The sequence below is a fragment of the Streptomyces shenzhenensis genome (genome assembly GCF_021462265.1).
In the GTDB taxonomy this organism is placed as follows: Bacteria; Actinomycetota; Actinomycetes; order Streptomycetales; family Streptomycetaceae; genus Streptomyces; species Streptomyces shenzhenensis.
This window is the reverse complement of the sequence record NZ_JAJONF010000004.1, coordinates 169,805-196,637: the sequence shown is the minus strand read 5'-3', so window position 1 is coordinate 196,637 and position 26,833 is coordinate 169,805. Positions and strand designations below refer to the sequence as shown.

20 protein-coding genes, 1 pseudogene and 1 riboswitch are annotated in these 26,833 nt (G+C 70.5%); of the genes and pseudogenes, 9 read left to right on the top strand and 12 right to left on the bottom strand.

Annotated elements, in window-relative coordinates; all coding sequences use genetic code 11:
- Window positions 1-5: 5 nt before the first annotated feature.
- Window positions 6-1,934, top strand: coding sequence for a 2-oxoacid:acceptor oxidoreductase subunit alpha (locus LQ326_RS07470; protein ID WP_234533973.1), 1,929 nt, complete (start codon window positions 6-8; stop codon window positions 1,932-1,934).
- Window positions 1,927-3,009 (top strand): 2-oxoacid:ferredoxin oxidoreductase subunit beta, encoded by a 1,083-nt coding sequence (locus LQ326_RS07465; protein WP_234533970.1) that lies wholly within the window; start codon window positions 1,927-1,929, stop codon window positions 3,007-3,009. Before LQ326_RS07470 ends, LQ326_RS07465 begins: the two co-directional genes overlap by 8 nt.
- A 123-nt stretch (window positions 3,010-3,132) precedes the next feature.
- Here the strand turns inward: LQ326_RS07465 and LQ326_RS07460 are convergent, their stop codons facing one another.
- Window positions 3,133-3,471, bottom strand: coding sequence for a winged helix-turn-helix transcriptional regulator (locus tag LQ326_RS07460; RefSeq protein WP_234534256.1), 339 nt, complete (start codon window positions 3,469-3,471; stop codon window positions 3,133-3,135).
- Between the two features lie 164 nt (window positions 3,472-3,635).
- On the opposite strand from LQ326_RS07460, the gene LQ326_RS07455 reads away from it, so the two are divergent.
- The 3 genes from LQ326_RS07455 (at window position 3,636) to LQ326_RS07445 (ending at window position 6,071) form a co-directional block, all read left to right on the top strand.
- Window positions 3,636-4,487: an SDR family oxidoreductase gene (locus LQ326_RS07455; protein ID WP_234533969.1), complete on the top strand. Its 852-nt coding sequence runs from the start codon at window positions 3,636-3,638 to the stop codon at window positions 4,485-4,487.
- A 185-nt stretch (window positions 4,488-4,672) separates the two neighbouring features.
- Window positions 4,673-5,575 (top strand): EamA family transporter RarD, encoded by a 903-nt coding sequence (gene rarD / locus LQ326_RS07450; protein WP_372496779.1) that lies wholly within the window; start codon window positions 4,673-4,675, stop codon window positions 5,573-5,575.
- Between the two features lie 31 nt (window positions 5,576-5,606).
- Window positions 5,607-6,071, top strand: coding sequence for a VOC family protein (locus LQ326_RS07445; RefSeq protein WP_234533965.1), 465 nt, complete (start codon window positions 5,607-5,609; stop codon window positions 6,069-6,071).
- Window positions 6,072-6,087: 16 nt separating this feature from the next.
- Here the strand turns inward: LQ326_RS07445 and LQ326_RS07440 are convergent, their stop codons facing one another.
- The 5 genes from LQ326_RS07440 to LQ326_RS07420 all read right to left on the bottom strand — a co-directional run bounded on the left by LQ326_RS07440 (window position 6,088) and on the right by LQ326_RS07420 (window position 11,956).
- Entirely contained in the window at window positions 6,088-7,275 is a 1,188-nt protein-coding gene (locus LQ326_RS07440) for a tetratricopeptide repeat protein (RefSeq protein ID WP_234533964.1), read from the bottom strand.
- A gap of 154 nt (window positions 7,276-7,429) precedes the next feature.
- On the bottom strand, window positions 7,430-8,317 hold the full coding sequence (locus LQ326_RS07435) for an ABC transporter permease (protein ID WP_234533962.1): 888 nt from the start codon (window positions 8,315-8,317) through the stop codon (window positions 7,430-7,432).
- The gene (locus LQ326_RS07430; RefSeq protein ID WP_234533959.1) at window positions 8,304-9,332 is read right to left on the bottom strand and encodes an ABC transporter ATP-binding protein; all 1,029 of its coding nucleotides are present in this window, start codon (window positions 9,330-9,332) and stop codon (window positions 8,304-8,306) included. Before LQ326_RS07430 ends, LQ326_RS07435 begins: the two co-directional genes overlap by 14 nt.
- 68 nt (window positions 9,333-9,400) lie before the next feature.
- Window positions 9,401-10,663, bottom strand: a complete 1,263-nt coding sequence (locus LQ326_RS07425) for a LolA family protein (RefSeq protein WP_234533958.1) — start codon at window positions 10,661-10,663, stop codon at window positions 9,401-9,403.
- Window positions 10,664-10,945: 282 nt separating this feature from the next.
- A complete protein-coding gene (locus LQ326_RS07420) occupies window positions 10,946-11,956 on the bottom strand; it encodes a polyprenyl synthetase family protein (RefSeq protein WP_234533956.1) in 1,011 nt (336 codons plus the stop codon).
- A gap of 1,243 nt (window positions 11,957-13,199) precedes the next feature.
- Window positions 13,200-13,397, top strand: a riboswitch (cyclic di-AMP (ydaO/yuaA leader).
- A gap of 3 nt (window positions 13,398-13,400) precedes the next feature.
- On the opposite strand from LQ326_RS07420, the gene LQ326_RS07415 reads away from it, so the two are divergent.
- Window positions 13,401-13,880, top strand: a complete 480-nt coding sequence (locus tag LQ326_RS07415; RefSeq protein WP_234533955.1) for a transglycosylase SLT domain-containing protein — start codon at window positions 13,401-13,403, stop codon at window positions 13,878-13,880.
- Window positions 13,881-13,893: 13 nt separating this feature from the next.
- Here LQ326_RS07415 and LQ326_RS07410 read toward each other — a convergent pair whose 3' ends face one another.
- Both LQ326_RS07410 and LQ326_RS07400 read right to left on the bottom strand, forming a co-directional pair.
- Window positions 13,894-14,700 (bottom strand): HAD family hydrolase, encoded by an 807-nt coding sequence (locus LQ326_RS07410; protein WP_234533953.1) that lies wholly within the window; start codon window positions 14,698-14,700, stop codon window positions 13,894-13,896.
- Between the two features lie 357 nt (window positions 14,701-15,057).
- Window positions 15,058-15,878, bottom strand: a pseudogene (locus tag LQ326_RS07400) (ATP-grasp domain-containing protein); the annotation flags it as partial.
- Between the two features lie 130 nt (window positions 15,879-16,008).
- Between LQ326_RS07400 and fahA the strand changes: the two are divergent.
- Window positions 16,009-17,220 (top strand): fumarylacetoacetase, encoded by a 1,212-nt coding sequence (fahA, locus tag LQ326_RS07395; RefSeq protein ID WP_234533951.1) that lies wholly within the window; start codon window positions 16,009-16,011, stop codon window positions 17,218-17,220.
- A gap of 349 nt (window positions 17,221-17,569) precedes the next feature.
- Window positions 17,570-18,508 carry a M56 family metallopeptidase gene (locus LQ326_RS07390; RefSeq protein WP_234533948.1) on the top strand — a complete coding sequence of 313 codons (939 nt, stop codon included), beginning with the start codon at window positions 17,570-17,572 and terminating at the stop codon, window positions 18,506-18,508.
- Between the two features lie 185 nt (window positions 18,509-18,693).
- On the opposite strand, the gene recQ is transcribed toward LQ326_RS07390, so the two are convergent.
- Window positions 18,694-20,733, bottom strand: coding sequence for a DNA helicase RecQ (gene recQ / locus LQ326_RS07385; protein ID WP_372496770.1), 2,040 nt, complete (start codon window positions 20,731-20,733; stop codon window positions 18,694-18,696).
- Window positions 20,734-21,018: 285 nt separating this feature from the next.
- Between recQ and LQ326_RS07380 the strand changes: the two genes are divergently transcribed.
- Entirely contained in the window at window positions 21,019-21,534 is a 516-nt protein-coding gene (locus tag LQ326_RS07380) for a hypothetical protein (RefSeq protein ID WP_234533944.1), read from the top strand.
- 116 nt (window positions 21,535-21,650) lie between these two features.
- On the opposite strand, the gene nuoN is transcribed toward LQ326_RS07380, so the two are convergent.
- From nuoN to nuoL, 3 genes are read right to left on the bottom strand one after another with little or no spacing between them, the layout of a single operon-like run.
- Window positions 21,651-23,300, bottom strand: a complete 1,650-nt coding sequence (nuoN, locus tag LQ326_RS07375; RefSeq protein WP_234533943.1) for an NADH-quinone oxidoreductase subunit NuoN — start codon at window positions 23,298-23,300, stop codon at window positions 21,651-21,653.
- Window positions 23,297-24,868, bottom strand: coding sequence for an NADH-quinone oxidoreductase subunit M (locus LQ326_RS07370; RefSeq protein ID WP_234533941.1), 1,572 nt, complete (start codon window positions 24,866-24,868; stop codon window positions 23,297-23,299). Before LQ326_RS07370 ends, nuoN begins: the two co-directional genes overlap by 4 nt.
- A gap of 5 nt (window positions 24,869-24,873) precedes the next feature.
- On the bottom strand, window positions 24,874-26,820 hold the full coding sequence (gene nuoL, locus LQ326_RS07365; RefSeq protein ID WP_234533939.1) for an NADH-quinone oxidoreductase subunit L: 1,947 nt from the start codon (window positions 26,818-26,820) through the stop codon (window positions 24,874-24,876).
- Between the last annotated feature and the right edge of the window lie 13 nt (window positions 26,821-26,833).

Below are 26,833 nucleotides of genomic sequence, written 5' to 3'. Positions count from 1 at the left end.
GTTCAGTGACCAGCCAGGTCAGCAGGACAAGGGAACAGGCCGACGGAACCGTCGTGGGAGAGCAGCGCAAACCGGGCGGTATGAAGGCCGTCCAGCGCCTGGATCGGGTGATCATCCGGTTCGCGGGGGACTCGGGTGACGGTATGCAGCTCACCGGCGACCGCTTCACGTCGGAGACCGCGTCCTTCGGTAATGATCTGTCGACTCTTCCCAATTTCCCGGCCGAGATCCGGGCCCCCGCAGGCACTCTGCCGGGGGTTTCCTCGTTCCAGTTGCACTTCGCCGACCACGACATCCTCACCCCGGGTGACGCGCCGAACGTGCTGGTCGCGATGAATCCGGCCGCGTTGAAGGCGAACATCGGGGATCTGCCGCGCGGCGCGGAGATCATCGTCAACACGGACGAGTTCACCAAACGGGCGATGCAGAAGGTCGGCTACCTCACCTCGCCCCTGGAGGACGGGTCCCTCGACGGCTACGGCCTCCACCCGGTGCCGTTGACCACGCTGACCGTGGAGGCGCTGAAGGAGTTCGACCTCAGCCGCAAGGAGGCCGAACGCAGCAAGAACATGTTCGCGCTCGGCCTCCTGTCGTGGATGTACCACCGGCCGACCGAGGGCACGGAGAGGTTCCTGAAGCAGAAGTTCGCCCGCAAGCCGGAGGTCATGAACGCCAACCTGGCGGCCTTCCGGGCGGGCTGGAACTTCGGCGAGACGACCGAGGACTTCGCCGTCTCGTACGAGATCGCCCCGGCGACCACGGCGTTCCCGGTGGGCACCTACCGCAACATCTCCGGGAACCTGGCCCTGGCGTACGGCCTGGTCACCGCGAGCCGGCAGGCGGATCTGCCGCTGTTCCTCGGGTCGTACCCGATCACCCCGGCCTCCGACATCCTGCACGAGCTCAGCAAGCACAAGAACTTCGGTGTGCGCACCTTCCAGGCCGAGGACGAGATCGCCGGCATCGGCGCGGCCCTCGGCGCCGCGTTCGGCGGTTCGCTGGCCGTGACGACGACCTCCGGTCCCGGCGTGGCCCTGAAGTCCGAGACGGTCGGACTCGCGGTCTCGCTGGAGCTGCCGCTGCTGGTCGTCGACATCCAGCGGGGCGGGCCGTCCACCGGACTGCCGACCAAGACCGAGCAGGCCGACCTGCTCCAGGCGATGTACGGCCGCAACGGCGAGGCGCCGGTCCCGGTCATCGCCCCCAGGACTCCGGCCGACTGCTTCGACGCGGCGCTGGAAGCGGCCCGGATCGCGCTGACCTACCGGACCCCCGTGATGCTGCTGTCCGACGGCTACCTGGCCAACGGCAGCGAGCCCTGGCGGATCCCGGAGCTGGAGGAGCTGCCCGATCTGCGGGTGCGCTTCGCGAGCGGCCCCAACCACACCCTTGAGGACGGCAGCGAGGTCTTCTGGCCGTACAAACGCGACCCGCAGACCCTCGCCCGCCCGTGGGCGATCCCCGGCACGCCCGGCCTGGAGCACCGCATCGGCGGCATCGAGAAGCAGGACGGCACCGGCAACATCTCCTACGACCCCGCCAACCACGACTTCATGGTCCGCACCCGGCAGGCCAAGATCGACGGCATCGACGTCCCCGACATCGAGGTCGACGACCCGGACGGCGCCCGCACCCTGGTGCTGGGCTGGGGCTCGACGTACGGGCCGATCACGGCGGCGGTACGGCGGCTGCGCGCTGCCGGCGAGCCGATCGCGCAGGCGCATCTGCGGCACCTCAACCCGTTCCCGAGCAATCTCGGCGCTGTGCTGAGGGGCTACGACAAGGTCGTGATCCCCGAGATGAACCTCGGTCAGCTCGCCACCCTCGTCCGGGCGAAGTACCTGGTCGACGCGCACTCTTACAACCAGGTCAACGGCATGCCGTTCAAGGCCGAGCAGCTCGCCACGGCGCTCAAGGAGGCCATCCATGACTGACGCCCTGACCGACGCGACCGATGTGACCGACGGACTGCTGCAGCTCGTCCCCAAGGCCGAGGCCAAGCAGTCCATGAAGGACTTCAAGTCCGACCAGGAGGTGCGCTGGTGCCCGGGCTGCGGTGACTACGCGATCCTGGCGGCCGTACAGGGGTTCATGCCGGAGCTGGGGCTGGCGAAGGAGAACATCGTCTTCGTCTCGGGCATCGGCTGCTCGTCCCGGTTCCCGTACTACATGAACACGTACGGCATGCACTCCATCCACGGCCGCGCCCCCGCGATCGCGACCGGGCTCGCCACCAGCCGGCGTGACCTGTCGGTGTGGGTGGTGACCGGTGACGGTGACGCGCTGTCCATCGGCGGCAACCACCTCATCCACGCCCTGCGCCGCAACGTCAACCTGAAGATCCTCCTCTTCAACAACCGCATCTACGGGTTGACGAAGGGGCAGTACTCGCCGACGTCAGAGGTCGGCAAGATCACCAAGTCGACGCCGATGGGTTCGCTGGACGCCCCGTTCAACCCGGTGTCGCTGGCGATCGGCGCGGAGGCGTCCTTCGTCGCCCGCACGATCGACTCCGACCGCAAGCACCTCACCGAGGTGCTGCGCGCGGCCGCCGCCCACCCGGGCACGGCCCTGATCGAGATCTACCAGAACTGCAACATCTTCAACGACGGCGCCTTCGACGCCCTGAAGGACAAGCAGTCCGCCGAGGAGGCGGTGATCCGCCTGGAGCACGGGCAGCCCATCCGCTTCGGCGCGGACGGCGCGCGCGGTGTCGTACGCGACCGGCTCACCGGCGACCTGAGGGTGGTCGACGTGACCGCGGACAACGAGTCCGAGATCCTCGTCCACGACGCCCACTCCCCCTCCCCCACCACGGCGTTCGCGCTGTCCCGGCTGGCCGATCCGGACACCCTGCACCACACGCCCCTCGGCGTCTTCCGCTCGGTCGAACGGCCCGTCTATGACGTGCAGATGTCCGAGCAGCTGGACACCGCGGTCGAGCAGCACGGCAAGGGCGACCTGGCGGCGCTGCTGGCCGGCGGGGACACCTGGACGGTCGTGGGCTGAGCTCGTGAGGACACCAGCGGGGCCCGGACGGCGCGTCCGGGCCCCGCTTTCGTGTCCGTGCGTCCGTACAGGGACTCAGGAACTCAGGGGCTCAGGCGGCTGGGGCTCAGGGGCCAGGGGCCTTCAGGAGCGCTTCGCGTCGTCGTACGCCTTCCGGGCCCGCTCCACGTCCGCCATCCGCCGCTCCGTCCACAGCGCCAGGTCCCGCACCTGGCGGGCGGCCTCGTGGCCCAGGTCGGTGAGGGAGTAGTCGACGCGGGGCGGGATGACGGGCTTGGCGTCCCGGTGCACGAGGCCGTCGCGTTCCAGGGTCTGGAGGGTCTGGGTGAGCATCTTCTCGCTGACCCGGCCGATCGCGCGGCGCAGTTCGCTGAAGCGGTGCGGACGGTCCAGGAGCTGGATCAGGACCAGGACGCCCCAGCGGCTGGTGACGTGCTCCAGGACCAGGCGGTACGGGCACATCTCCGCGCCGACGACGTACTTCGCGGCGGCGGCACCGGCGTCCGGGGCACCTTCCAGGGTACTTACGGTCATGCCAGTACCTTACTTCAAAGTGGGTACTTTCTTTTGGTTAGCGCACATCCTAGGGTTAGTGACATCGGCACCCCACAAGGAGATCGCACACCATGAGCATCGTTGTCACCGGAGCCACCGGACACCTCGGCCGTCACGTAGTGACGCAGTTGCTGGAGAAGGTCCCGGCCGATCAGATCACCGCCGTCGTCCGCGACGCGGCCAAGGCCGACGACTTCGCCGCCCGGGGCGTGCAGATCGCCGTCGCGGACTACAACGCCCCCGAGACCTTCGACGGCCTCTTCGCCGCCGGCGACAAGGTGCTGCTGATCTCCGGCAACGAGTTCGACAAGGGTCGCCCCGCCCAGCACAAGGCCGTCATCGACGCCGCCAAGGCGGCCGGTGTGGCACTGCTGGCGTACACCAGCGCCCCGGACAGCCTGAAGGCCTCGCTGGTGGACGACCACCGCGCCACCGAGGAGGCCCTCCTCGCCTCCGGCCTGCCCTACACCCTGCTGCGCAACGGCTGGTACCACGAGAACTACACCGAGAACCTCGCCCCGGTCCTGGAGCACAACGCCGTCGTCGCGGCCGCCGGCGAGGGCCGCGTCTCCTCCGCCTCCCGCGCCGACTACGCGGCCGCCGCGGTCGCCGTGCTGACCGGCGAGGGCCACGAGAACCAGACGTACGAGCTGGGCGGCGACGCCGCCTGGAGCTTCGCCGAGTACGCGGCCGAACTGAGCGCGCAGACCGGCAGGGAGATCGCCTACAACTCGGTGCCCGGCGAGGTGCTCCAGGGCATCCTGACGGGCGCCGGCGTGCCGGAGATGTTCGCCGCGATCCTGGTCGACGTCGACGCGTCGATCGCCAAGGGCGAACTGGTCGTCGACTCCGGCGACCTCGCCCGCCTGGCCGGCCGCCCGACCTCCCCGATCTCCGAGGCGATCGCCGCCGCGCTCAAGTAGGCCTCCGGAGAGACAGCACCCCGGGCTGTCATGACCGTATACCGATACGGCCATGACAGCCCGGGGTGCTCGGCGCTACCTTCGTCCCGGCGGTGTACCGAAGCTGGGTGTGAGGAGGGCCGGTGGCCGACATATCGAAGGCTGAGCGGCGGACAGGACTGGTGAACGGCTTCGCGGCCTACGGCATGTGGGGGCTGGTTCCGCTGTTCTGGCCGCTGCTCAAGCCCGCCGGGTCGGTGGAGATCCTGGCCCACCGGATGGTGTGGTCCCTCGTCTTCGTCGCCGTCGCACTCGTCTTCGTACGACGCTGGGCCTGGGCCGGTGAGCTGCTGCGGCAGCCGCGCCGACTGGCCCTGGTGGCGGTCGCCGCCGCCGTGATCACCGTCAACTGGGGCGTCTACATCTGGTCCGTGAACGCCGGGCACGTGGTCGAGGCCTCCCTCGGCTACTTCATCAACCCCCTCGTCACCATCGCCATGGGCGTGCTCCTGCTGAAGGAACGGCTGCGATCCGCGCAGTGGGCGGCGGTGGGCATCGGTGTCGCCGCCGTCGCCGTGCTGACCGTCGGCTACGGGCAGCCGCCGTGGATCTCCCTGGTCCTCGCCTGCTCCTTCGCCACCTACGGGCTCGTCAAGAAGAAGGTCAACCTCGGGGGCATCGAGTCACTCGCGGCGGAGACCGCGATCCAGTTCCTGCCCGCGCTCGGCTATCTGCTGTGGCTGGCCGGCCGCGGCGAGTCCGGCTTCCTCGACCACGGCGCCGGGCACGCGGCCCTGCTGGCCTCCACCGGCATCGTCACCGCGGTCCCGCTGGTCTGCTTCGGCGCCGCCGCGATCCGCGTCCCGCTCTCCACGCTCGGCCTGCTGCAGTACCTGGCGCCGGTCTTCCAGTTCCTCTGCGGCATCCTCTACTTCCACGAGGCCATGCCCACCGAGCGCTGGGCCGGTTTCGCCCTGGTCTGGCTCGCCCTCGCCCTGCTCACCTGGGACGCGCTGCGCACCGCCCACCAGGGCGCCCGGGCACTCGCGGCGGTGGCCGTACCACGGCCGGCGGCCCCGGTCGCGGAGACTCCCGCAAGTCAGGTGTGACGGTCACAGCCGTCGGCTATAAGTGGGCCCTATGACGCAGACGCCCGCACCCCTGCACTGGAAACTCGTCGTCGACGCCCGCGACCCGCACGCGCAGGCCGACTTCTGGGCCGCCGCACTGCACTACGTGGCAGAGGACAACAGCGCACTCGTCGAACACCTGCTGGAAGTGGGCGCGCTGACCGGTGCCGCCACCGTGGAGTACCACGGCCGTGCCGCCTTCCGCGATCTGATCGCCGTACGGCACCCGGACGATCCGTACGACGAGGAACGCGGCACGGGGCTGGGCCGGCGGCTGCTGTTCCAGCGGGTGCCGGAGGCGAAGTCCGGCAAGAACCGGCTCCACATCGACCTGCACGCCGGCGAGGGGAAACGCGCGGACGAGGTGGCACGCCTGGAGGTACTGGGCGCGACCGTGGTGCGGCACGTCTCGGAGCCCTCCGGGGCATGGACCGTGATGGCCGATCCGGAGAGCAACGAGTTCTGCGTGCAGTGACGACGGCCGACGGCGCTCAGGTGTTCCCGGCCGCGCGGCGGGCGCGTTCCGTCAGGCGGCCCATCCGGGCCCGGGCCGACTCCAGTTCCTCGATGTCGTCGGCCGCCGGGCCGTCCTCGGCGGTGAGCCGCGTCCACAGGTCGATCAGCTCGTGGCCGAGGCGCAGCCCGTACTCGGGGTCGCGCACCGCGCGCCAGGCGGTCGCCGCGCTCCGCACGTTCCCGTAGGCCGCCTCGCCGTCCCGTGCCTGCCGGTGCTGCCGGGCCAGGTCCAGGGAGAGGTGGAAGGCCCGCACCGGGTCACCCGCGAGGTAGGAGATGTACGCGGTCAGCTCGCCCAGGTGCAGCACCTCGGTGTGGCTGTCGCCGAGGACCGCGGCGGCCTCGGCGACGGTTCGCTCCGCGAGCTCGGCCGCCGCTTCGATACGGCCCGTGCGGACCGCCTCGTTGATCCGTGCCACCGGCTCGGTGAGCAGCGCGGCCCCTTCCGCCGTCAGCGTCACGGGTTCGTCCCCGAGCACCTCCTCGGCGACCGCGTCGAAGCCGCGGGCGGGGGCGGGGGTGAACCGGAGGTCGGGGGCGGGGTCCCGGTCCCGGTCGGCCACCGGCTCTGCGGGGGCCGGTACGGGGGCTGCCTCAGGGGCCTGGACGGGGCTCATCACGGGTGGCGGGCCGAAGACGCCGGTGGGCGGCAGGGCGGTGCCCGGAGCGGGCGGCAGGGGCAAAGCGGCGGCCGACGGTACGGGTGGTGTCGGCGGGGCTGCGGGTGACGGTACAGGTGGCGGCGGAGCGGCGGGCGGCTGCGGCACCGCCTGCAGAGGGACCGCCGGGACGGGTTCCTTCACCGGGAGTTGTTCTGTCGCCGCGGGTCGTTCCGTCGCCCCGGGTTGTTCCGTCGGCTCGGTGGCCGGTGCTGCCAGCCGTACCGGGTCGCCGGTGAAGCTGCTGGAGCCGTCCAGGTTCACCTGGAGGGGGACGACGTAGCCGATGCGCGTGTCGTGGACGGTGGCAAGGACCGGGCGGCCTGCGGCGCGGGCCAGGCGCTGGAGGTGGTTGAGGACCGCCTGCTGGGGTTCCTCACCGGGGCCAGGGAGCAGCGGTACACCGTCCACGGACACGGCCGACCCCGCCACCCGGACGTCGACCGGTGCCAGGCGCCCCTCCTGCTGGACTTCCCGCTTCTCCTCGCGGCTGAGTCGGGACATCGGTCCTCATTCCCCCGGCACCATCCGGTCGTGCTCCGGTCGTACTCGTGCGTATGGTCCAGTCTCGCCGCTCGGCACGGCTCCCACGTCACCATGACGTCACAGCCTCGCACCAGCAGGAGGCGCCCGGCGGACTCCGACCGCGCGGACCCGGCTAGGCGGTGATGTCCCTCGTCGTGAACCGCGCCCAGGCCGCCGATCCGAACACCGCCGTGTACAGGGCCTGCAGCTCCAGGTTCTTGACCAGGTCGTCCCAGTAGACGGGGTCGCGTATCAGGTCGGCGAAGGACAGCCAGTAGTGGGAGAACAAGTACGGCTGGAGCGCGTGCAGCTGGGGTATCTGGTCGAGGATCTGGACGGTGATGAGCAGGCCCACGGTCGTCGCCATCGCCGCGATGCCGCTGTTGGTCAGGGTGGACACGAACAGGCCGAGGGCGGCGACCCCGGCCAGGGACAGGGCGACCGCCAGGGCTATCAGCAGGGCGCGGCCGAGGCCGTCGGCGAAGGAGATCCGGGTGCCGGAGATCGTCGTCAGGTCGCCGAGCGGGAAGAGGAGCGCGCCGACAGCGAGCGCGGAGGCGGCCACCACCAGGGTCGCGACCAGGCAGAAGGCCATCGTCGTCGCGTACTTGGTGAGCAGCAGGCGGGTGCGGCCCGCCGGGGCGACCAGCAGATAGCGCAGGGTGCCCGCGTCGGCCTCGCCCGCGATCGCGTCTCCGGCGACCACTCCGACGGCCATCGGCAGGAAGAACGGGAGGGTCGCGGCCAGCGCCGTGAACACCAGGAACAGTCCGTTGTTGGTGACCTGGGTGATGAAGGCCGGGCCCGCGCCGCCGCCGGGGCCGGCCTGCCCGCCGCCCCGCGTCTCGATCCTGACCGACACACCCACGAGAACGGGCACCGCCGCCAGTACGCCCAGCAGAGCGAGGGTGCGCCAGCGCCGGAACGTGGTGACGAACTCGCTGCGCAGCAACCCCAGGCTCCACACCGGGTTCGGCCGGACGGCCGCGGTGTCCACGACGGCCAGGTCAGCCCGCGACATCGAAACCCTCCCCGGTCAGTGCCATGAAGGCGTCCTCCAGCGAGGCCCGTTCCACGGTGAAGCCGCGGACCCGGACGCCCGCCGTGACGAGCGCCGCGTTCACGTCGGCGAGGTCGCGCTCGGGCGGCTCGCCGGTCACCCGGTCCTCGGCGGCGACGACGTCCGCGACGCCCTGTTCCTTGAGCACCCGGGCCGCCTCCCCGGGGTCCGGGGTGATCACCACGAGCCGGCCGCGGGCCCCGGCCGCCAGGTCGGCGACCGCGCCCTGGGCGATCAGCCGGCCCTGGGCCATCACGGCGGCGTGGGTGCAGACCTGCTCGATCTCGTCGAGGAGGTGGGAGGAGAGGAACACGGTCGTGCCGTCCTCCGCCAGTTCCCGGACCAGGGTGCGGATCTCCCGCATGCCCTGGGGGTCGAGGCCGTTGGTCGGCTCGTCCAGGACCAGCAGCTTGCGGGGCTGGAGCAGCGCGGCGGCGAGTCCCAGTCGCTGCTTCATGCCGAGGGAGTAGGCCTTCGCCTTCTTCGCCGCGGCGGCTGCCAGGCCCACCCGGTCCAGCGCGGCCTCGACGCGCGCCCGCCGGGTGCGGGGGTCGGCGGTCGGGTCGGCGGCGTCGTACCGCAGCAGGTTGTCGCGGCCGGAGAGGAAGCCGTACAGCGCCGGGCCCTCGATGAGGGCGCCGACCTGGGGCAGTACGACGCGGGAGGCGCGCGGCATCGGGTGGCCGAGGACGCGGGCCGTGCCCGAGGTGGGTGCGATCAGGCCCATCAGCATGCGGATGGTGGTGGTCTTGCCGGATCCGTTCGGGCCGAGGAAGCCGAAGACGCTGCCCGCGGGGACGGTCAGGTCGAGACCGTCCACGGCGAGCTGTCCGCCGCGGTAACGCTTGGTGAGGCCGTGGGTGTCGATGACACCCGCTCCCACCGGGGCGTCGGCCTCCGGGTTCCCGGCGTCCCCGAGGGCCCCGGCGTTCTCCGGGGCCTCCGGTTGCCGTTCCGTGGCGGACGGTCGGTCCATCGGCTCCCTCGATTCCTCGTGCGGCAAAGGGTACTTACCGCCCCGCGCCGTAACCGTACGGCCCCGGACTAGCCCGCGTTCGCCGCCTTCACCAGCGCCGCCTTGTCCACGGCACCGACGTACACCTTGCCGTCGTCCGTGATCAGGGCGTTGATCAGCCGGGTGGAGAAGACGGTGCCCTTGCCGAACTTGCCGGAGACGGGGTTGCCGAGCGAGCCGAGGAAGCCGCCCAGGTCGCCGCCACCGGAGGCGGAGCCGGTGGGCAGGCCACCCTTGCTGCCGGTGTCGAGGACGGCTATGGAGTTCCAGCCCTTGCCGAGGACCTTGAAGCCGGACTTGTCGAGGCCCTTGGCGGAGCCGTGGCCGGGCATCTCGGAAACCTTGCCGCCCTGGTCCGCCCCGCTGCCCTCACGCGCCTTGCCGGGCTTGCCGGCCTTGTCGCCCTCGGTGACCTTGGCGCCCTTGGGCGGGGTGAAGTCGAAGGTGGAGGCGGCCGGCTTCGCGAAGCTGACCTGGGTGTAGCCGGCGTCCACCACGGCCGCGCCGCCGCTCGACGGCGTGAGGGTGAACTTCAGCGGTGTGCCGGTCCTGGCGTCCACCGCGATGCTGATCGCGCCGAACGTCGTACCGGACTGCTTGGGCTTGATGACGAGCCGGTAGGCGTCGCGGCCGGCGACCTGGGCGGTGCCGTCGACCGTCACCGAGGTGGTGCCGTCGACCGACTTGAGGAACTCGTCTGCGAAGTCCTTGGGCGTGGCCGGTACTTCGTGCTGCTCGGCCTTGCCGGAGTCGGCGGCGGTGGAGTGGTAGACCTCGTTGGACTTGCTGTCGTAGCCCCACACGTCGGTGCCGTTGTGGATGAGGCTGTACTCGGCGCCGCTCTCCAGCACCGACACCTTCTGCTTCTCGGGGCCGTCGGCGGCCACGCGCAGGGTGTGCGTGCCGGAGGCCAGCTCGGTGAGCTTGCCGGTCGGGTCGGCGGACGAGCCGCCGCCGCTGCCCTGGGCCGCCCCGGACAGCAGGCTGCTCTCCAGACCGCCGAGGTCGGGCAGGCCGAGGTCGGTGCTGATCTTCACGGTGCCGGACAGCTGCTGCACGTCCGACTTGGCGATCTTGTCGATGAGTTCCTGCGCGGTGATCTTCGGCAGGTCGGGGTCACCGGAGTCGGCGAGCGCCGGGACCAGGCCGATGGTGGCCGCGGCCACGCCCACCACCGCGAGCGGGACGACGTAGCGTGCGGCCTTGCGACGCCGCTCGGCGCGCAACTCGTCGCGCAGCTCGTCGTCGGCCTGCGCGGCCCCCGTGCTGTCGTCGGATTCGTACGGTGCCATGTGTGCCTTACCTCCGTCGTCGGCGGCGGCCGTCCTCGCACGTGTCCCACCCTGAGCCGCCATTCTCACCCGAATCGGTGAGCGGTGGTGATTTCCGTGGTTTCCATCTCACCAAACCGGGCGTCGGGAAGCGTCAGACCACGGAGCCAACTCCGTGTACACCTGCGGTATGACACAAGGGTGGAGGCGCCTGCCGCGACCCGTAGGGGTCGTGCGGCGAAGGCGCCTCCTGTCACTGCCGTGGGGTGCGACCCGCCGCGGGGCCGGCAGGGCCCGCCGGAGTCATCCGGCGCGGTGCACCACCGCGTCGCACAGCTCCACCAGCGCGGCCTTCGGGTCGCACTCCGGGAGCGGAGCCAGCACGGCCCGCGCCTCCTCCGCGTACCGGACCGCGTCCCGGCGGGCCAGCTCCAGCGCCGGATGCGCCCGGAGCGCCGCCAGGGCCTCCGCGTGCCGCGCGTCGTCCGTGAGGTCGGAGTCCAGCAGTTCGCACAGGGCGATGTCCTCGGCCAGCCCCAGCCGGGCCGCCCGTTCCCGCAGCCGCAGCACCGGAAGCGTGGGCACGCCCTCGCGGAGGTCGGTTCCCGGGGTCTTCCCGGACTCCTGGGAGTCGGAGGCGATGTCCAGGACGTCGTCGGCGAGCTGGAAGGCGACACCGAGACGTTCGCCGTACTGGGTGAGGACGTCGACGACCGTCTCGTCGGCGCCGGACAGCATCGCGCCGAAGCGGCAGGAGACAGCGACCAGCGAGCCGGTCTTGCCGCCGAGCACGTCGAGGTAGTGCTCTACCGGGTCACGGCCGTCCGTCGGGCCCGCCGTCTCCAGGATCTGGCCGGTCACCAGCCGTTCGAACGCGAGGGCCTGGACCCGGACCGCTTCGGGACCGAGGTCGGCGAGGATCTGGGAGGCGCGGGCGAAGAGGAAGTCACCCGTGAGGACGGCGAGCGAATTGCCCCAGCGGGTGTTGGCGCTGTCGACACCGCGCCGCACGGACGCCTCGTCCATGACGTCGTCGTGGTAGAGCGTGGCCAGGTGGGTGAGCTCCACGACGACGGCCGACGGCACGACACCCGGCGCGTACGGGTCGCCGAACTGCGCGGCGAGCATCACCAGCAGCGGACGGAACCGCTTCCCTCCGGCCCGTACGAGGTGCTGCGCGGCCTCCGTGATGAACGGGACCTCGCTCTTGGTGGCTTCTAGCAAGCCTTCCTCGACAGCCGTCAATCCGGCCTGGACATCGGCTTCCAGAGCCTGGTCCCGCACGCTCAGCCCGAACGGCCCGACGACGGTCACGAGGGGTCTCCTGTCTGCTGGTGTCTACTGGCGATTACACGGTTTGTCGATAGGTCGCTGCCATCACTCAAGTCAGCGTATCCGGTCAGGTTTCGATCACCGATAGCGCCCACGGTTACACCCCGGGCGCTATCGGATCACGACCGTTATGTCTTTGATCAGCCGATACAACCTGGCATCCACTGACTTAACAGGAAGTGCAGACACTTGTCCCGAACCATGGCGCAGGCCGTGTCCCACCCCGGGACCGGCGCCGGGTTCGGGCCCGAGGACGCACCCGGCGTCCCGTCCGGTGTCCTGTCCGGCGGCGAGCCTCCCGACTGACTGCCGACCGGGAACGGCCCCTTCTCTCCCGGTCGGCATCACCTGCCCGGGCGCACCCCCTCCGCCGCCCGCCGATGCCGACGGAGGCACCTGCCGCACGAACGGCGACAGCTCGCACACATCCGCACACCCTTCTTCCACGAGATCACGCACGGCGCCCTCCGCCTCCCCTAGCCCCGCATCCCCTTGTCCGGCGCCCTCCTGACCTATGCCCCCCTTGGCCGACGGAACGACGCCCCCACGCACGCATGGCGTCTCGCCGAGCCGATCGGAGCAGCCACCCACGGCCCGCGTCACGGACGAACGCCATGACAACGAGACGCACCGCAGCGGAAGTTCCGCCCTCCCGGCGGACACGCACCCGAGAGGCCCCGGGGTCCGACACCCATCCCAACGTGACGAGCATCACGCGCACACCCCCCGACCGCCGGGCGCTCCGGAGGGGCGAGCGACCGGATGGAGCAGGACCGGCACCGGCGCGGATCCACCCCGCCACTCACCCCACACTCATCCCGAAATATCCATAAACCAGCAATTCGGACTTATCGCCACACTCACCCCCCGATATCGCCCGCTCCCACCACCCCCAAGCCGACGATCCGCGCGAACACTGGTGGGAGTTTTTTAATGTTGAACCATGAAATAGACCGATTCAATGAACCCCACGTGTCCGATTTGCGGTTATTGCATTCTCGTGAAGTAGGTCACGTGACCTGGATTACATCAGGCCGCGCGCCACCCCTCTCTTTCCTTTGCCCATGGGTCAGTTGCGGATTGGCGACCGCAAAGGATCAAGTACCACATACGCCTCACTTCAAGGTCAATCGGTGTGTTGTATGAATCGACCACTTGTTTCGGACATCTGCTCTCGCATACGTTCCGGCTCGCCGGGCGGACGCCGAATCCTGCCGCCGCCCGTCTTGACCCATCGACGAGTCCATTCGCAGGCAGGAGCGGGGGAACCAGGTAAGTCGCCGGACCGGGCGGCCGACGTCACCCAACAGACGTCGTTCCGGAACGGCTAGGGGTGAAGTCGCATCGTCTTCGGGCGGTGCGGCCGGGCACTCCCCGGGCCCGAACCCGACAGCTCACCTCGCAGGCGACGGAGAGGAACTTAGCCATGCCTGCTGCCGTTCAGAACCGCCGTACCCGCATCGTCCGCACGCTCGTCGTCGCCTGCACCGGCGCCGCCGTCCTCGGCCTCCCGCTCATCGGTGCGACCGCCGCCTCCGCCGCCCCCTCCTCCACCACGGCGGCCTCGACGACCCTCGCCGGGTACCCGAACAACCTCGACGGCTGGATCCGTGAGTCGCTCGCGATCATGTCGGAGAAGCACATCCCGGGCACCTACAACGGCATCTACCGCAACGTGATGCGGGAGTCCTCCGGCAACCCGCGGGCCATCAACCTCTGGGACTCCAACGCGAAAGCCGGCATCCCGTCCAAGGGGCTGCTCCAGGTGATCGACCCGACGTTCAAGACCTACCACGTGGCCGGCACGTCGTTCGACTCCTACGACCCGGTCGCGAACATCACCGCCGCCTGCAACTACGCCGCCGCGCGGTACGGCTCGATCGACAACGTGCACGGCGCGTACTGATCGACGCCCCGCGTCAGTCGAAGATTCTTTCGAGGACGACGGCGATGCCGTCGTCCTCGTTCGACGTGGTGATCTCGTCGGCCATCCCCTTGAGTTCGGGGTGGGCGTTGGCCATCGCCACCCCGTAGGCGGCCCACTCGAACATGGGGATGTCGTTGGGCATGTCACCGAAGGCGATGGCATGTTCGGAGTTCAGCCCCAGATGGTCGGCGGCCAGCGCCAGCCCGGTCGCCTTGGTCACCCCACACGGCTGGAGTTCGACGGTCCCCGGCCCCGACATAGTGACCGTCGCCAGCGATCCGACCACCGAGCGGGCGGTGGCCGCCAGTTCGTCGTCGGAGAGGGTGTGGTGGCGCAGCAGCACCTTGCTGATGGGCGCGCACCACAGGTCGTCGCGCCGGGCGACGCGCAGCGCGGGCAGGGTGGGGTGGGGCATCAGATAGCCCGGCTCGATGAGCGTGAGCCCGTCCACGCCGTCCTGGTCGACGGCCGCGTACACCTGACCGACCTCGGCCTCGATCTTGCCGAGCGCGGTCTCCGCCAGCTCCCGGTCCAAGGTGACCGACCACAGCAGCCGGTCCGCGCCGGCGTCGTACACCTGCGCGCCCTGGCCGCAGACCGCGAGTCCGGTGCAGCCGAGGTCGTCGAGGAGCGGGCGCACTCTCGGCGCGGGGCGGCCGGTCACCACGAGGTGCCGGGCACCGGCCCGGCCGGCCCGCGCGAGTGCGGCGAGCGACCGTTCCGAAAGGGTGTCGTCGGCACGCAGCAGCGTGCCGTCCAGGTCGGTGGCGACCAGTGAGTACGGGGAGGGTGCGACCATGATCAGAGAATACGGACAGCACGTCCCTGCGACTCACCGCGCGTTTCCGCCTCAAGTGGCGCCAGCCGTCGCCGTGCTGGGCCGGCTGATCCCTTTCCCCACCGCATCCCGGTAGCCGGCGAGGATGTGCCCGCGCTGCGGGCAGTCCGGGCCGGAGGCGGCCGAGGCGGAGGCGGCCGAGGCGGTTCAGGATCATCCCGGCCGGCAGGTGGTCGCGCCAGCCGACCATGGGGCCGCCGAGGACCCGGACGGTGATGCCGCGTGCCCGCGGACGGGCGGCGGTCGACACGCCGCAGGGCCCGGCGTCGATGACCGCCATCGGTCGGGCATGAAGTCCCTCCTCAGGAGACGTGCCGCCTACCCCGTGGAGGTGCCGGAGCCGCGGCGGCCGGTGCGCCACAGCTGACAGAGGTGCTTCGCGCCCGGGCGCACGAAGCGAGCGGGCGCGCGAAGCGGGCGGGCATCGTGACGAACGGCAGCGAGCCGTCACCAACCGGCCAGGCCAGTTCGGTCCCGCTCGGCCGCTTCGGTGCGTGCGTCGTCGTACAGCCGCTGCGGCGGTACGCGAGGGGGGCGGGCAGGTCGATGTTCTCCACGACGTACCGGTGACCGGCGCGCTGTTCCCCGTCCGGAACACGGCGGCCGGTCAGGTCGAGATGCATGGCGCGGACGACGCCGGCCCCCGACTCGCTCTCGACGAGCCGGAACTGGGCGCCCGTGCGCGGGTTGAAGTCGAGCAGCTTGTACTGCCCGTCGCGCCGGTCGAAACGCAGGTCGAGATCGATGATGCCGGTGAAGCCGGTCTGTTTGATGAAACGCGCGGCGAGGTCGGCGAGTTCCGGGTAGCCGACGACGCAGGCGTTCGCTGTCATGCAGGCGTGCGGCGGCCGGGAGCGGACCTCGACGCCGGTGAACAGGGCGCGCGGATGGGAGTCGGCGTCGAAGCAGGCCTGCACGATCCAGTCCTCGGCCGCCTCCCTCGGGAGGTACTCCTGGAGGATGACACCCGGATGGGTGCCCCAGTCACGAGCGAGGGTGAGCTTTCCCTCGCGGGTGGCGATCCGCGTCGTCCCGTTGACGGCGGGCCGCCTGCGCCGGACGAACGCCTCGCGGTTCTTGGCCACGACCGGGAACCGGACCTTCTCCGCGAAGTCGACGATCCCGCCGTACGAGTCGGGGCACGACAGCCAACTCACCCGTAACGTGTGGCGCGACCACATGGAATGCCGCGCAACGCCATAGAGACGTCGCCACATGGTCGGTCCCGCGCGGCACGGATGAGAGCGAGGCAGTCACCCCATGCCCCCCTTGCCCCCTTTCGAGGTCCCCGAGGGTGACCCCTTCGGCCCGCACAACCTTCCGTACGGCGTGTTCTCGACCTCCGGGAGCACGGAACGGAGGGTCGGCGTCCGCCTCGGAGACCACGTCCTCGACGCCGGCGCAGCGGCCCTCGCGCTCGGCTCCCCGTACGCCTCCCTGCTCGCCCGCCCCACCCTCAACCCGCTGCTGGCCGCGGGCCGCACCGCCTGGTCGGACGTACGGCGCGCCCTGACCGCGTGGGTGACCGTTCCCGCGCACCGCGAGACGCTCACCCCCCTCTTCCACCCGCTGCCCGAGGTGACCCTGCACCTCCCGTTCGAGGTCGCCGACTACGTCGACTTCTACGCCTCCGAGAACCACGCCCGGAACGCCGGCCGCATCTTCCGCCCCGACGCCGCCGAACCGCTCACCCCCAACTGGAAACACCTGCCGATCGGTTACCACGGCCGCGCGGGCACGGTCGTGGTGTCCGGGACGGACGTCGTACGGCCGTCGGGACAGCGGAAGGCGCCGTCGGACCCGGCACCGGTGTTCGGCCCGTCGGCACGGCTGGACATCGAGGCCGAGGTCGGTTTCGTCGTCGGTACACCGTCGGCGCAGGGCAGGCCGGTGGCGCTGGCCGACTTCAGGGAGCACGTGTTCGGCCTGTGCCTGCTGAACGACTGGTCGGCGCGGGACATCCAGGCCTGGGAGTACGTCCCGCTCGGCCCGTTCCTCGGCAAGTCGTTCGCCACCTCGGTCTCGGCGTGGATCACTCCGCTGGACGCGCTGGAGACGGCACGGGTCGCGCCGCCGAGGCGGACGCATCCGCTGCTGCCGTACCTCGACGACGCAACCGAGGAGCCCGCCGGTTACGACCTGCGGATCTCGATCGCGATCAACGGGCACACGGTGTCCGAGCCGCCGTTCTCCACCATGTACTGGACCGCCGCCCAGCAACTCGCCCACCTGACGGTCAACGGCGCCTCCCTGCGCACCGGAGACCTGTACGGCTCCGGCACGGTGAGCGGCACGGAGCCCGGACAGCGCGGGTCGCTGCTGGAACTGACCTGGAACGGACGCGATCCCCTCGAACTGCCGGACGGTAAGCGGACGTACCTGGAGGACGGCGACCTGGTGACGCTGTCGGGGTGGGCACCGGGGCCGGGCGGCAGCCGCGTGGGGCTCGGGGAGGTCGGGGGGCGGATCGTGGCGGGGTGAGGGAGACGGCCGGGACGGCCCTGCTCACCGAGGTGAGCAAGGCCTCGTGCCCCGGGCGCGGGCGGTGGCAGCCGCGGGCGGGCAGCCACCGCAGGCGTGGCGGTTGCGGGCCCCTCGCGAACCGCCGGGCCCACCAGGGGCGCCCGGATCGTCGTCGACACCTGACTCCGGGCACCCCGCACCGTCATACTGGCGGGACACGCACCATGCGATGCGCCCGCACGCGCACCATGCGAAGCGTCGGCGCGCGCATCACATGACGTGCCGGCGCACGCCATGTCACGCAGCGGCGAATCACCCCCGCACCGACCGCACACGTCTCCGATCAGGAAACGGAGCCCGCCCCGGCATGACCGTCTGCCTGCTCCTGCTGACCGCCGTCGCCCTGACGGCTGCCGTACCCGCGCCGCGTGCCCTGGTGCGGTCCCTGTGGCCGGAGCGGGAACCGGTGGTCGCGCTGTGGGTGTGGCAGTGCCTGGTCGCCACCGTGCTGATGTGCTGCCTGGCCGCGCTGGCCCTGGGCGCGGCGGCCGTCTTCCACACCGTGCGCGACCGGGTGTTCGCGCCGGCGCCACCGTCAGTCACCGCCGCGTACGACCTCTCCGTCGCACCCGTGTGGGCGGTCGCGCTCACGGTCCTGCTGGCGTCGGGGGCCGCGTGGACGACGGCGATGCTCGCCCGCGAACTGGTCGAGGCCCGGCGGCACCGGGACCAGACCCGCGCACACCTGCGCGAGCGGGCACCCGAGCTGCCGGCGGGGCTGCCCGCGGCACGCGGACCGATGCTGGTGCTGGAGGACGAGTACCCGGACGCCTGGTGGATGCCGGGCCACCCGCCGCAGCTGGTCGTGACCACGGGGGCGCTGCACCGTCTCACCGACCACCAGCTCGATGCCGTGCTCACCCACGAACGGGGCCACGCCCGCGCCCACCACGACTGGCTGCTCCACCTGTCCAGCGCCCTCGCCACGGGCTTCCCGCGCGTGCCGCTCTTCTCCCACTTCTGCGACCAGACCCACCGGCTCGTCGAACTCGCCGCGGACGACACGGCATCCCGCCGCTGCGGCCACCTCACCACCGCACTGGCCCTGATCGAACTGAACCAGCACCGCGGGGTCCTGTCCTGCGCGTCGAGCCGCCGGCTGCTGGGCGAACGGGTCGACCGCCTGCTGGAACCGCCCCCTCGGCTGCTGCGTCGCCAGCGGGCCCTCACCACGACGGTGGCCGCCCTGGTCCCCCTGCTCCCGCTCCTGATCACGTTCGCACCGGGGCTGACCGCGCTCGGCTAGGTGGTGGGCCAGAGCCTCTCATCCGCGGTCGGCGCACTGCCCGGGTACGCGGAAGGCCGTACGCCACAGCGCGGATCGAGATGCTGTTGCCTTCGTTGTCTTTGACGTTGTCGCCGGACGGAGAACCGAAAGGGGACGGCAGAGGCGCAGCCGTGTCTCACCGCCCCCGCAGGCCCGCTACCGCCCTATGCCCAGTCCTCCGGTTCCGGCTCCGCGTCCATCTCGGGCCAGTGGTCCTCGTCCCCGGTCCCCGGTCCCGCGGGAGCCAGGGCAGCCGGCGTCTTCAGGGCAGCCAGCGTCTTCAGGGCGGCCAGCGCCCCGAGCACGCCCTCTCCGTACGTCATGAGCTTCTTCTCACCGACGCCGCCGACGGTGGCGAGTTCGGCGATGGACTCGGGCCACCGGCCGACGATCTCCCGGAGGGTGGCGTCGTGGAAGATCACGTACGCGGGTACGCCCTGTTCGCGGGCCTGCTCGGCACGCCAGGCGCGCAAGGCCTCGAAGGCGGGGAGCAGTTCCTCGGGCAGCTCCGCCACAGCTGCCTTCGCCTTGCTCCTGCCGGCGGAAGCGGAGGAACCGGAGCTCCCGGACGCGCGCGAGACCGCCGGCTTCTTCGGCTCCTTGCGCAGCGGGACCTCCCGCTCTTGCCGCAGTACCGACCCGCTGGCCTCGGTGAGCACGAGGGTGCCGTACTCGCCCTCGACCGCGAGCAGCCCCTGGGCAAGCAGTTGCCGGACGACGCCTCGCCATTCGCCTTCGTCGAGGTCGGTGCCGATGCCGAAGACGGACAGCTGGTCGTGATCGAACTGTATGACCTTGGCGGTGCGCTTGCCGAGCAGGATGTCGACGATCTGGACGGCGCCGAACTTCTGCCCGCGTTCGCGCTGAAGTCGTACGACGGTGGAGAGGACCTTCTGGGCGGCGACGGTGCCGTCCCAGGTCTCGGGCGGGGTGAGGCAGGTGTCGCAGTTGCCGCAGCCCGCCGGGTCGGGGTCCTGACCGAAGTAGTTGAGGAGTTGTCCGCGGCGGCACTGGGCGGTCTCGCACAGGGCGAGCATGGAGTCGAGGTGGGCCTGTGCACGGCGCCGGAATGCCTCGTCTCCTTCACCGGACTGGATGAGTTTGCGCTGCTGTATGACGTCGTTGAGGCCGTACGCCATCCAGGCGGTGGAGGGCAGGCTGTCGCGGCCGGCGCGGCCGGTCTCCTGGTAGTAACCCTCGACGGATTTGGGCAGGTCGAGGTGGGCGACGAAGCGGACGTCGGGTTTGTCGATGCCCATGCCGAAGGCGATGGTGGCGACGACGACCAGGCCGTCCTCGCGCAGGAAGCGGGACTGGTGGGCGGCGCGGGTGCCCGCGTCGAGGCCGGCGTGGTAGGGGACGGCGTCGATGCCGTTGCGGGTCAGGAATTCGGCCGTGGCCTCGACGGACTTGCGGGAGAGGCAGTAGACGATGCCCGCGTCGCCCTCGTGTTCCTGGCGGAGGAAGGTGAGGAGCTGTTTCTTGGGGTCGGCCTTGGGGACGATCCGGTACTGGATGTTGGGCCGGTCGAAGCTGGCCACGAAGTGCCGGGCCGCCGGCATGTGCAGCCGCTGGGTGATCTCCTGATGGGTGGCGTGGGTGGCGGTGGCCGTGAGCGCGATGCGCGGGACGTCGGGCCAGCGCTCGCCGAGCAGGGAGAGGGCGAGGTAGTCGGGGCGGAAGTCGTGGCCCCACTGGGAGACGCAGTGCGCCTCGTCGATGGCGAAGACAGCGATCTTGCCACGGGCGAGCAGGTCGAGGGTGGAGTCCAGGCGGAGCCGCTCAGGGGCGAGGTACAGCAGGTCGATTTCGCCCGCGAGGAACTGGGCCTCGACCACGCGCCGCTCGTCGAAGTCCTGCGTGGAGTTGATGAACCCGGCGTTGACGCCGAGCGCGCGCAGGGCGTCCACCTGGTCCTGCATGAGGGCGATGAGTGGTGAGACCACGACGCCCGTACCGGGTCTGACCAGGGCGGGAATCTGGTAGCACAGCGATTTTCCGCCGCCGGTCGGCATCAGGACGACGGCGTCGCCGCCCGCCACCACATGTTCGATGATCGCTTCTTGCTCGCCCCGGAAGGCGTCGTACCCGAAGACCCGGTGCAGCGTGGCCAGTGCCTCGCTGTCCGCCGGTCCGTGCGCCTGTGGCGCCTCCGGCGTCTCGGTCGTCCCTGGCATCTCGTCGGTTCCGCCTGTCCCACCCATCGTCGTGTCCCCCGTACGTCGTCCCTCGACCACTGCCTCCACGATAGGGGTCCGGACCGACAGCGCCGGAGTTATCCACAGGCTTACCGCCCGGGAGGGTGCTGTGAGCGCGGGACTCCCCCGTCCGGGGTGTCCTCGGTCCCTCGGCGGTGTTCAGTCCTTTGGCGGTCTTCGCGTGGCGGCCCGGAACCGGCGCGGGCCATGCTGCACGGGCGGGACCGGGGAGGCCCGCGCTGTACGGAGGCGCCGCGTTCGCGTGCCTCTTCCGCCCCAAGGAGCATCAGGATGTCTCTCACGTCCCGCACTGCCGGCGCCGCTCTGGCGGTGGCCGTGCCGTTCGCTCTGGCCGCGGTGCCCGCCGACGCGGTTCCGGTCCCTGATCCCGACCCGTTCGTGTGGACGGATCTGACCCCGACGTACACGGCGACGGCGGACTACCAGTACGAGCCGTTCGCGGTCACGGACGGGTACGCACGGGCCGACACCTGCGACCGGACCAGCCAGGGAGGCGCGGGCTACCACTACGTCAAGGCCGCCGGCCTCGGCAGTCTGGACCCGGCCGAGCCCGCGGGTCTCCTCTACGAGACCGACGCCGGCGGCGGGCGTGCCCTGGTCGGGGTGGAGTGGATTGTGCGGGCGGACAGCGGCGGCACCCCGCCCACGTTGTTCGGGCAGTCGTTCCAGGGCCCGATGACGGTTCCCGGTGTCCAGGGGCCTGTGTACACGTTGCGCGCCTGGATCTGGAAGGAGAATCCGAGGGGCCTGTTCGCGCCGTGGAACCCGACGGTGGCGTGCTCGTAGCGTGCCGGACCCTGCCCCTGCCCCTGGGCCGGGCAAGGGGGTCCGGGGCCGCGTACGCGCGCGTGGGCCCCGGCTCCCGCTGCGAGGAACCGGGGCCCGGGGCCGTACGGCGTGTGTCAGCGCACGAACACTCCCGCCTGGCTGGCGAGGTTCAGGAAGTACTGCGGTGCCACACCGAGGACCAGGGTGACCGCCACGCCGAGGCCGATGGCCGCCATGGTGAGCGGTGACGGCACGGCGACCGTCGGTCCCTCGGGGCTCGGCTCGCTGAAGAACATGAGCACGATCACGCGGATGTAGAAGAACGCGGCGATCGCCGACGAGATCACACCGATCACGACCAGCGGGACCGCCCCGCCCTCGGCCGCCGCCTTGAACACCGCGAACTTCCCTGCGAAGCCGGAGGTCAGCGGGATGCCCGCGAAGGCGAGCAGGAACACGGCGAAGACGGCGGCCACGAGTGGCGAGCGGCGGCCGAGCCCTGCCCACTTGGACAGGTGGGTCGCCTCGCCGCCCGCGTCGCGGACCAGGGTGACCACGGCGAACGCGCCGATGGTCACGAAGGAGTACGCGGCCAGGTAGAAGAGAACCGACGACACGCCGTCCTTCGACGTCGCGATGACACCGGCGAGGATGAAGCCGGCGTGCGCGATCGACGAGTACGCCAGGAGCCGCTTGATGTCGGTCTGGGTGATCGCGACGATCGCGCCGCCCAGCATGGTGATGATGGCGACGCCCCACATGACCGGCCGCCAGTCCCAGCGCATGCCGGGCAGGACCACGTAGAGCAGCCGCAGCAGGGCGCCGAAGGCGGCGACCTTGGTGGCGGCGGCCATGAAGCCGGTGACCGGGGTGGGCGCGCCCTGGTAGACGTCGGGTGTCCACATGTGGAAGGGGACGGCGCCGACCTTGAAGAGCAGGCCCATGACGACCATGGCGGCGCCGATCAGGAGCAGCGCGTCGTTGCCCATGGTGTTGGCGAGGGCCGGGTCGACGTTGGTGACGGTGCCGTCGACGACCTGGGCGATGGTGGCGTACGACACCGAGCCGGCGTAGCCGTAGAGCATGGCGATGCCGAACAGGGTGAACGCGGAGGCGAAGGCCCCGAGCAGGAAGTACTTGACGGCGGCTTCCTGGGACATGAGGCGCTTGCGCCGGGCCAGGGCGCACATCAGGTAGAGCGGGAGGGAGAAGACCTCCAGGGCCACGAAGAGCGTCAGCAGGTCGTTGGCCGAGGGGAAGACCAGCATCCCGGAGATGGCGAAGAGCAGGAGCGGGAAGACCTCGGTGGTGGTGAAGCCGGCCTTCACCGCAGCCTGCTCGCTGTCGCTGCCGGGCACGGAGGCGGCCTGGGCGGCGAAGGAGTCGACCCGGTTGCCGTGGGCGGCGGGGTCGAGGCGGCGTTCGGCGAAGGTGAACAGGCCGACGAGGCCGGCGAGCAGGATCGTTCCCTGGAGGAACAGGGACGGTCCGTCGACGGCGATGGCGCCCATGGCGGCGATGTGTGCCTTGGTGGTGCCGTATCCGCCTGCGGCCAGGGCGACGACCGCCGCGAAGGCGGCGCACAGGGCGACTGCGGAGACGAACACCTGCGCGTAGTAGCGGGACTTGCGCGGGACGAACGCCTCGACCAGCACGCCGACGATCGCCGCGCCGATGACGATCAGGGTGGGCGACAACTGCCCGTATTCGATCTTCGGCGCGTCGATCTTCGAGATCGGTTCGGCCGCGGTTGTCCACAGGCTGTGGACGGCTGCTGCGCTCACTTGGCCGCCTCCACTGCTGGCTTGGGGTCGGTCTTGTGTACGTCCGACATGGTCTGATTGACCGCCGGGTTGACGATGTCAGTGACGGGCTTCGGATAGACGCCCAGGAAGATCAGCAGGACGATCAGCGGGGCGACCACGACGAGTTCGCGCGCCTTCAGGTCGGGCATCGCGGAGACCGCCGGTTTCACCGGGCCCGTCATCGTCCGCTGGTAGAGGACGAGGGTGTAGAGCGCGGCGAGGACGATGCCGAAGGTGGCGATGATCCCGATCGCCGGGTAGCGCGTGAACGTGCCGACCAGGACGAGGAACTCGCTCACGAAGGGGGCGAGGCCGGGCAGGGACAGGGTGGCCAGGCTGCCGATCAGGAAGGTGCCGGCGAGCACCGGGGCGACCTTCTGCACACCGCCGTAGTCGGCGATGAGCCGCGAGCCGCGCCGGGAGATCAGGAAGCCGGCGACCAGCATCAGCGCGGCGGTGGAGATGCCGTGGTTGACCATGTAGAGGGTGGCGCCGGACTGGCCCTGGCTGGTCATCGCGAAGATGCCCAGGATGATGAACCCGAAGTGCGAGATGGACGCGTAGGCGACCAGACGCTTGATGTCGCGCTGCCCGACGGCGAGCAGTGCCCCGTAGATGATGCTGATCAGGGCGAGGACCAGGATGGTGGGCGTCGCCCACTTCGAGGCCTCCGGGAAGAGCTGGAGGCAGAAGCGGAGCATCGCGAACGTGCCCACCTTGTCGACGACCGCGGTGATGAGAACGGCGACGGGGGCGGTGGACTCCTGCATGGCGTTGGGCAGCCAGGTGTGCAGCGGCCACAGCGGCGCCTTCACCGCGAAGGCGAAGAAGAAACCGAGGAAGAGCCAGCGTTCGGTGCTGGTGGCCATGTGCAGCGTGCCGTTCGCGCGGGCCTGCGCGATCTCGGTGAGCGAGAAGTTCCCGGCGACGGTGTACAGGCCGATCACCGCGGCCAGCATGATCAGGCCGCCGACCAGGTTGTAGAGGAGGAACTTCACGGCGGCGTACGACCGTTGCGTCGACGCCGCTTCTTCGCCCTGCGCGTGGGCGCGGTCCCCGAAGCCGCCGATGAGGAAGTACATCGGGATGAGCATGGCTTCGAAGAAGATGTAGAAGAGGAAGACGTCGGTGGCCTCGAAGGAGATGATCACCATCGCCTCGACGGCCAGGATCAGGGCGAAGAAGCCCTGGGTGGGCCGCCACCGCTTGCTGCCGGTCTCCAGGGGGTCGGCGTCGTGCCAGCCCGCCAGGATGATGAACGGGATCAGCAGGGCGGTCAGCGCGAGCAGGGCGACCGCGATGCCGTCGACACCCAGCTCGTACCTGACTCCGAAGTCCGCGATCCAGGCGTGGGATTCGGTGAGCTGGTAGCGGGCGCCGCCGGGGTCGAAGCGGACCATGACGACGATCGCCAGGACGAGCGTGGCGAGCGAGACCAGCAGCGCGAGCCATTTGGCGGCGGTGCGCCGGGCGGCCGGTACGGCGGCCGTGGCGACCGCCCCGGCGGCCGGGAGGACCGCCGTCGCTGTCAGCAGGGGAAAGGACATCGGTATCAGACCGCCCTCATCAGCAGGGTCGCGGCGACCAGGAGGGCAGCGCCGCCGAACATCGAGACCGCGTAGGAGCGCGCGTAGCCGTTCTGCAGTCTGCGCAGCCGGCCGGAGAGCCCGCCGAAGCCGGCCGCCGTGCCGTTGACGACGCCGTCGACCAGGGTGTGATCGACATACACCAGGGAGCGGGTGAGGTGTTCGCCGCCGCGGACCAGGACGACGTGGTTGAAGTCGTCCTGGAGGAGGTCGCGGCGGGCCGCGCGGGTGAGCAGCGAACCGCGCGGGGCGACGGCGGGGACGGGACGGCGGCCGTACTGCAGGTAGGCGATGCCGACGCCGATGACCAGGCAGACCATGGTGGCGCCGGTGACCGCGCCCGCGCTGAGCGGGGAGTCGCCCTCGCTGTGCCCGGTGATCGGCTCCAGCCAGTGCAGGAAGCGGTCTCCGATGCTGAAGAAGCCGCCGGCGAAGACCGAGCCGATCGCCAGGGCGATCATCGGGATGGTCATGACCTTCGGGGACTCGTGCGGGTGCGGTTCCGCGTGCTCGCCGCGGTGTTCGGCGGCGGGTTCCGCGCTGGGGGCCTCCGGGGACCGGGTGGGCTGGTTGCGCCAGCGTTCCTCGCCGAAGAAGGTCATCAGCATCACGCGCGTCATGTAGAAGGCGGTGATGGCCGCGCCGAGCAGGGCGCAGGTGCCGAGGATCCAGCCCTCGGTGCCGCCCTTGGCGAACGCCGCCTCGATGATCTTGTCCTTGGAGAAGAAGCCGGACAGGCCCGGGAAGCCGATGATGGCGAGGTAGCCGAGGCCGAAGGTGACGAACGTGACCGGCATGTACTTGCGCAGGCCGCCGTACCTGCGCATGTCGACCTCGTCGTTCATGCCGTGCATGACGGAGCCGGCGCCGAGGAACAGGCCGGCCTTGAAGAAGCCGTGCGTCACCAGGTGCATGATCGCGAAGACGTAGCCGATCGGGCCGAGGCCGGCCGCGAGCACCATGTAGCCGATCTGCGACATGGTCGAGCCGGCGAGGGCCTTCTTGATGTCGTCCTTCGCGCAACCGACGATCGCACCGAAGAGGAGGGTGACGGCGCCGACGACGGTGACGACGAGCTGTGCGTCGGGGGCCGCGTTGAAGACGGCTCCGGAGCGGACGATGAGGTAGACGCCGGCGGTCACCATGGTCGCCGCGTGGATGAGGGCCGAGACCGGGGTGGGGCCTTCCATGGCGTCGCCGAGCCAGGACTGCAGCGGTACCTGGGCGGACTTGCCGCAGGCGGCCAGCAGCAGCATCAGGCCGATCGCGGTGAGCCTGCCCTCGGAGGCGTCGGTGGCGTGGCTGAGGACCGGGCCGAAGGCGAACGTGCCGAACGTCGTGAACATCAGCATGATCGCGATCGACAGCCCCATGTCGCCGACGCGGTTGACGATGAAGGCCTTCTTGGCCGCCGTCGCCGCGCTGGGCTTGTGCTGCCAGAAACCGATCAGCAGGTAGGAGGCGAGGCCGACGCCCTCCCAGCCGACGTAGAGCAGCAGGTAGTTGTCGGCGAGGACGAGCAGCAGCATCGCCGCGAGGAACAGGTTGAGGTAACCGAAGAAGCGACGGCGGCGCTCGTCATGCTCCATGTACCCGACCGAGTACAGGTGGATGAGTGAGCCGACGCCGGTGATCAGCAGGACGAACGTCATCGACAACTGGTCGAGGCGGAAGGTGACGTCCGCCTGGAAGCCGGCCACCGGGACCCAGGTGAACAGGTGCTGCATCAGGGTGCGGTCGTCGGCGTTCCTGCCGAGCAGGTCGGCGAAGAGGATCACGCCGAACACGAAGGACGTCGTCGACAGGAGTGTGCCGATCCAGTGGCCCACGGCGTCCAGACGGCGGCCGCCGACCAGCAGGACGGCCGCTCCGAGCAGAGGCGCCGCGATCAGCAGCGCAATCAGGTTCTCCACGATTCAGCGACCC

Excerpts from the sequence above, each read along its gene's own strand:
- LQ326_RS07430 (WP_234533959.1), bottom strand. The coding sequence starts at position 9,332 with ATGGACCGACCGTCCGCCACGGAACGGCAACCGGAGGCCCCGGAGAAC.
- LQ326_RS07410 (WP_234533953.1), bottom strand. The coding sequence starts at position 14,700 with ATGGTCGCACCCTCCCCGTACTCACTGGTCGCCACCGACCTGGACGGC.
- LQ326_RS07465 (WP_234533970.1), top strand. The coding sequence starts at position 1,927 with ATGACTGACGCCCTGACCGACGCGACCGATGTGACCGACGGACTGCTG.
- LQ326_RS07440 (WP_234533964.1), bottom strand. The coding sequence starts at position 7,275 with ATGTCCCGACTCAGCCGCGAGGAGAAGCGGGAAGTCCAGCAGGAGGGG.
- LQ326_RS07415 (WP_234533955.1), top strand. The coding sequence starts at position 13,401 with ATGCCTGCTGCCGTTCAGAACCGCCGTACCCGCATCGTCCGCACGCTC.
- LQ326_RS07435 (WP_234533962.1), bottom strand. The coding sequence starts at position 8,317 with ATGTCGCGGGCTGACCTGGCCGTCGTGGACACCGCGGCCGTCCGGCCG.
- LQ326_RS07425 (WP_234533958.1), bottom strand. The coding sequence starts at position 10,663 with ATGGCACCGTACGAATCCGACGACAGCACGGGGGCCGCGCAGGCCGAC.
- LQ326_RS07460 (WP_234534256.1), bottom strand. The coding sequence starts at position 3,471 with ATGTGCCCGTACCGCCTGGTCCTGGAGCACGTCACCAGCCGCTGGGGC.
- LQ326_RS07380 (WP_234533944.1), top strand. The coding sequence starts at position 21,019 with ATGTCTCTCACGTCCCGCACTGCCGGCGCCGCTCTGGCGGTGGCCGTG.
- rarD (WP_372496779.1), top strand. The coding sequence starts at position 4,673 with ATGTGGGGGCTGGTTCCGCTGTTCTGGCCGCTGCTCAAGCCCGCCGGG.
- recQ (WP_372496770.1), bottom strand. The coding sequence starts at position 20,733 with ATGGGTGGGACAGGCGGAACCGACGAGATGCCAGGGACGACCGAGACG.
- LQ326_RS07370 (WP_234533941.1), bottom strand. The coding sequence starts at position 24,868 with ATGTCCTTTCCCCTGCTGACAGCGACGGCGGTCCTCCCGGCCGCCGGG.
- LQ326_RS07455 (WP_234533969.1), top strand. The coding sequence starts at position 3,636 with ATGAGCATCGTTGTCACCGGAGCCACCGGACACCTCGGCCGTCACGTA.
- LQ326_RS07445 (WP_234533965.1), top strand. The coding sequence starts at position 5,607 with ATGACGCAGACGCCCGCACCCCTGCACTGGAAACTCGTCGTCGACGCC.
- LQ326_RS07390 (WP_234533948.1), top strand. The coding sequence starts at position 17,570 with ATGACCGTCTGCCTGCTCCTGCTGACCGCCGTCGCCCTGACGGCTGCC.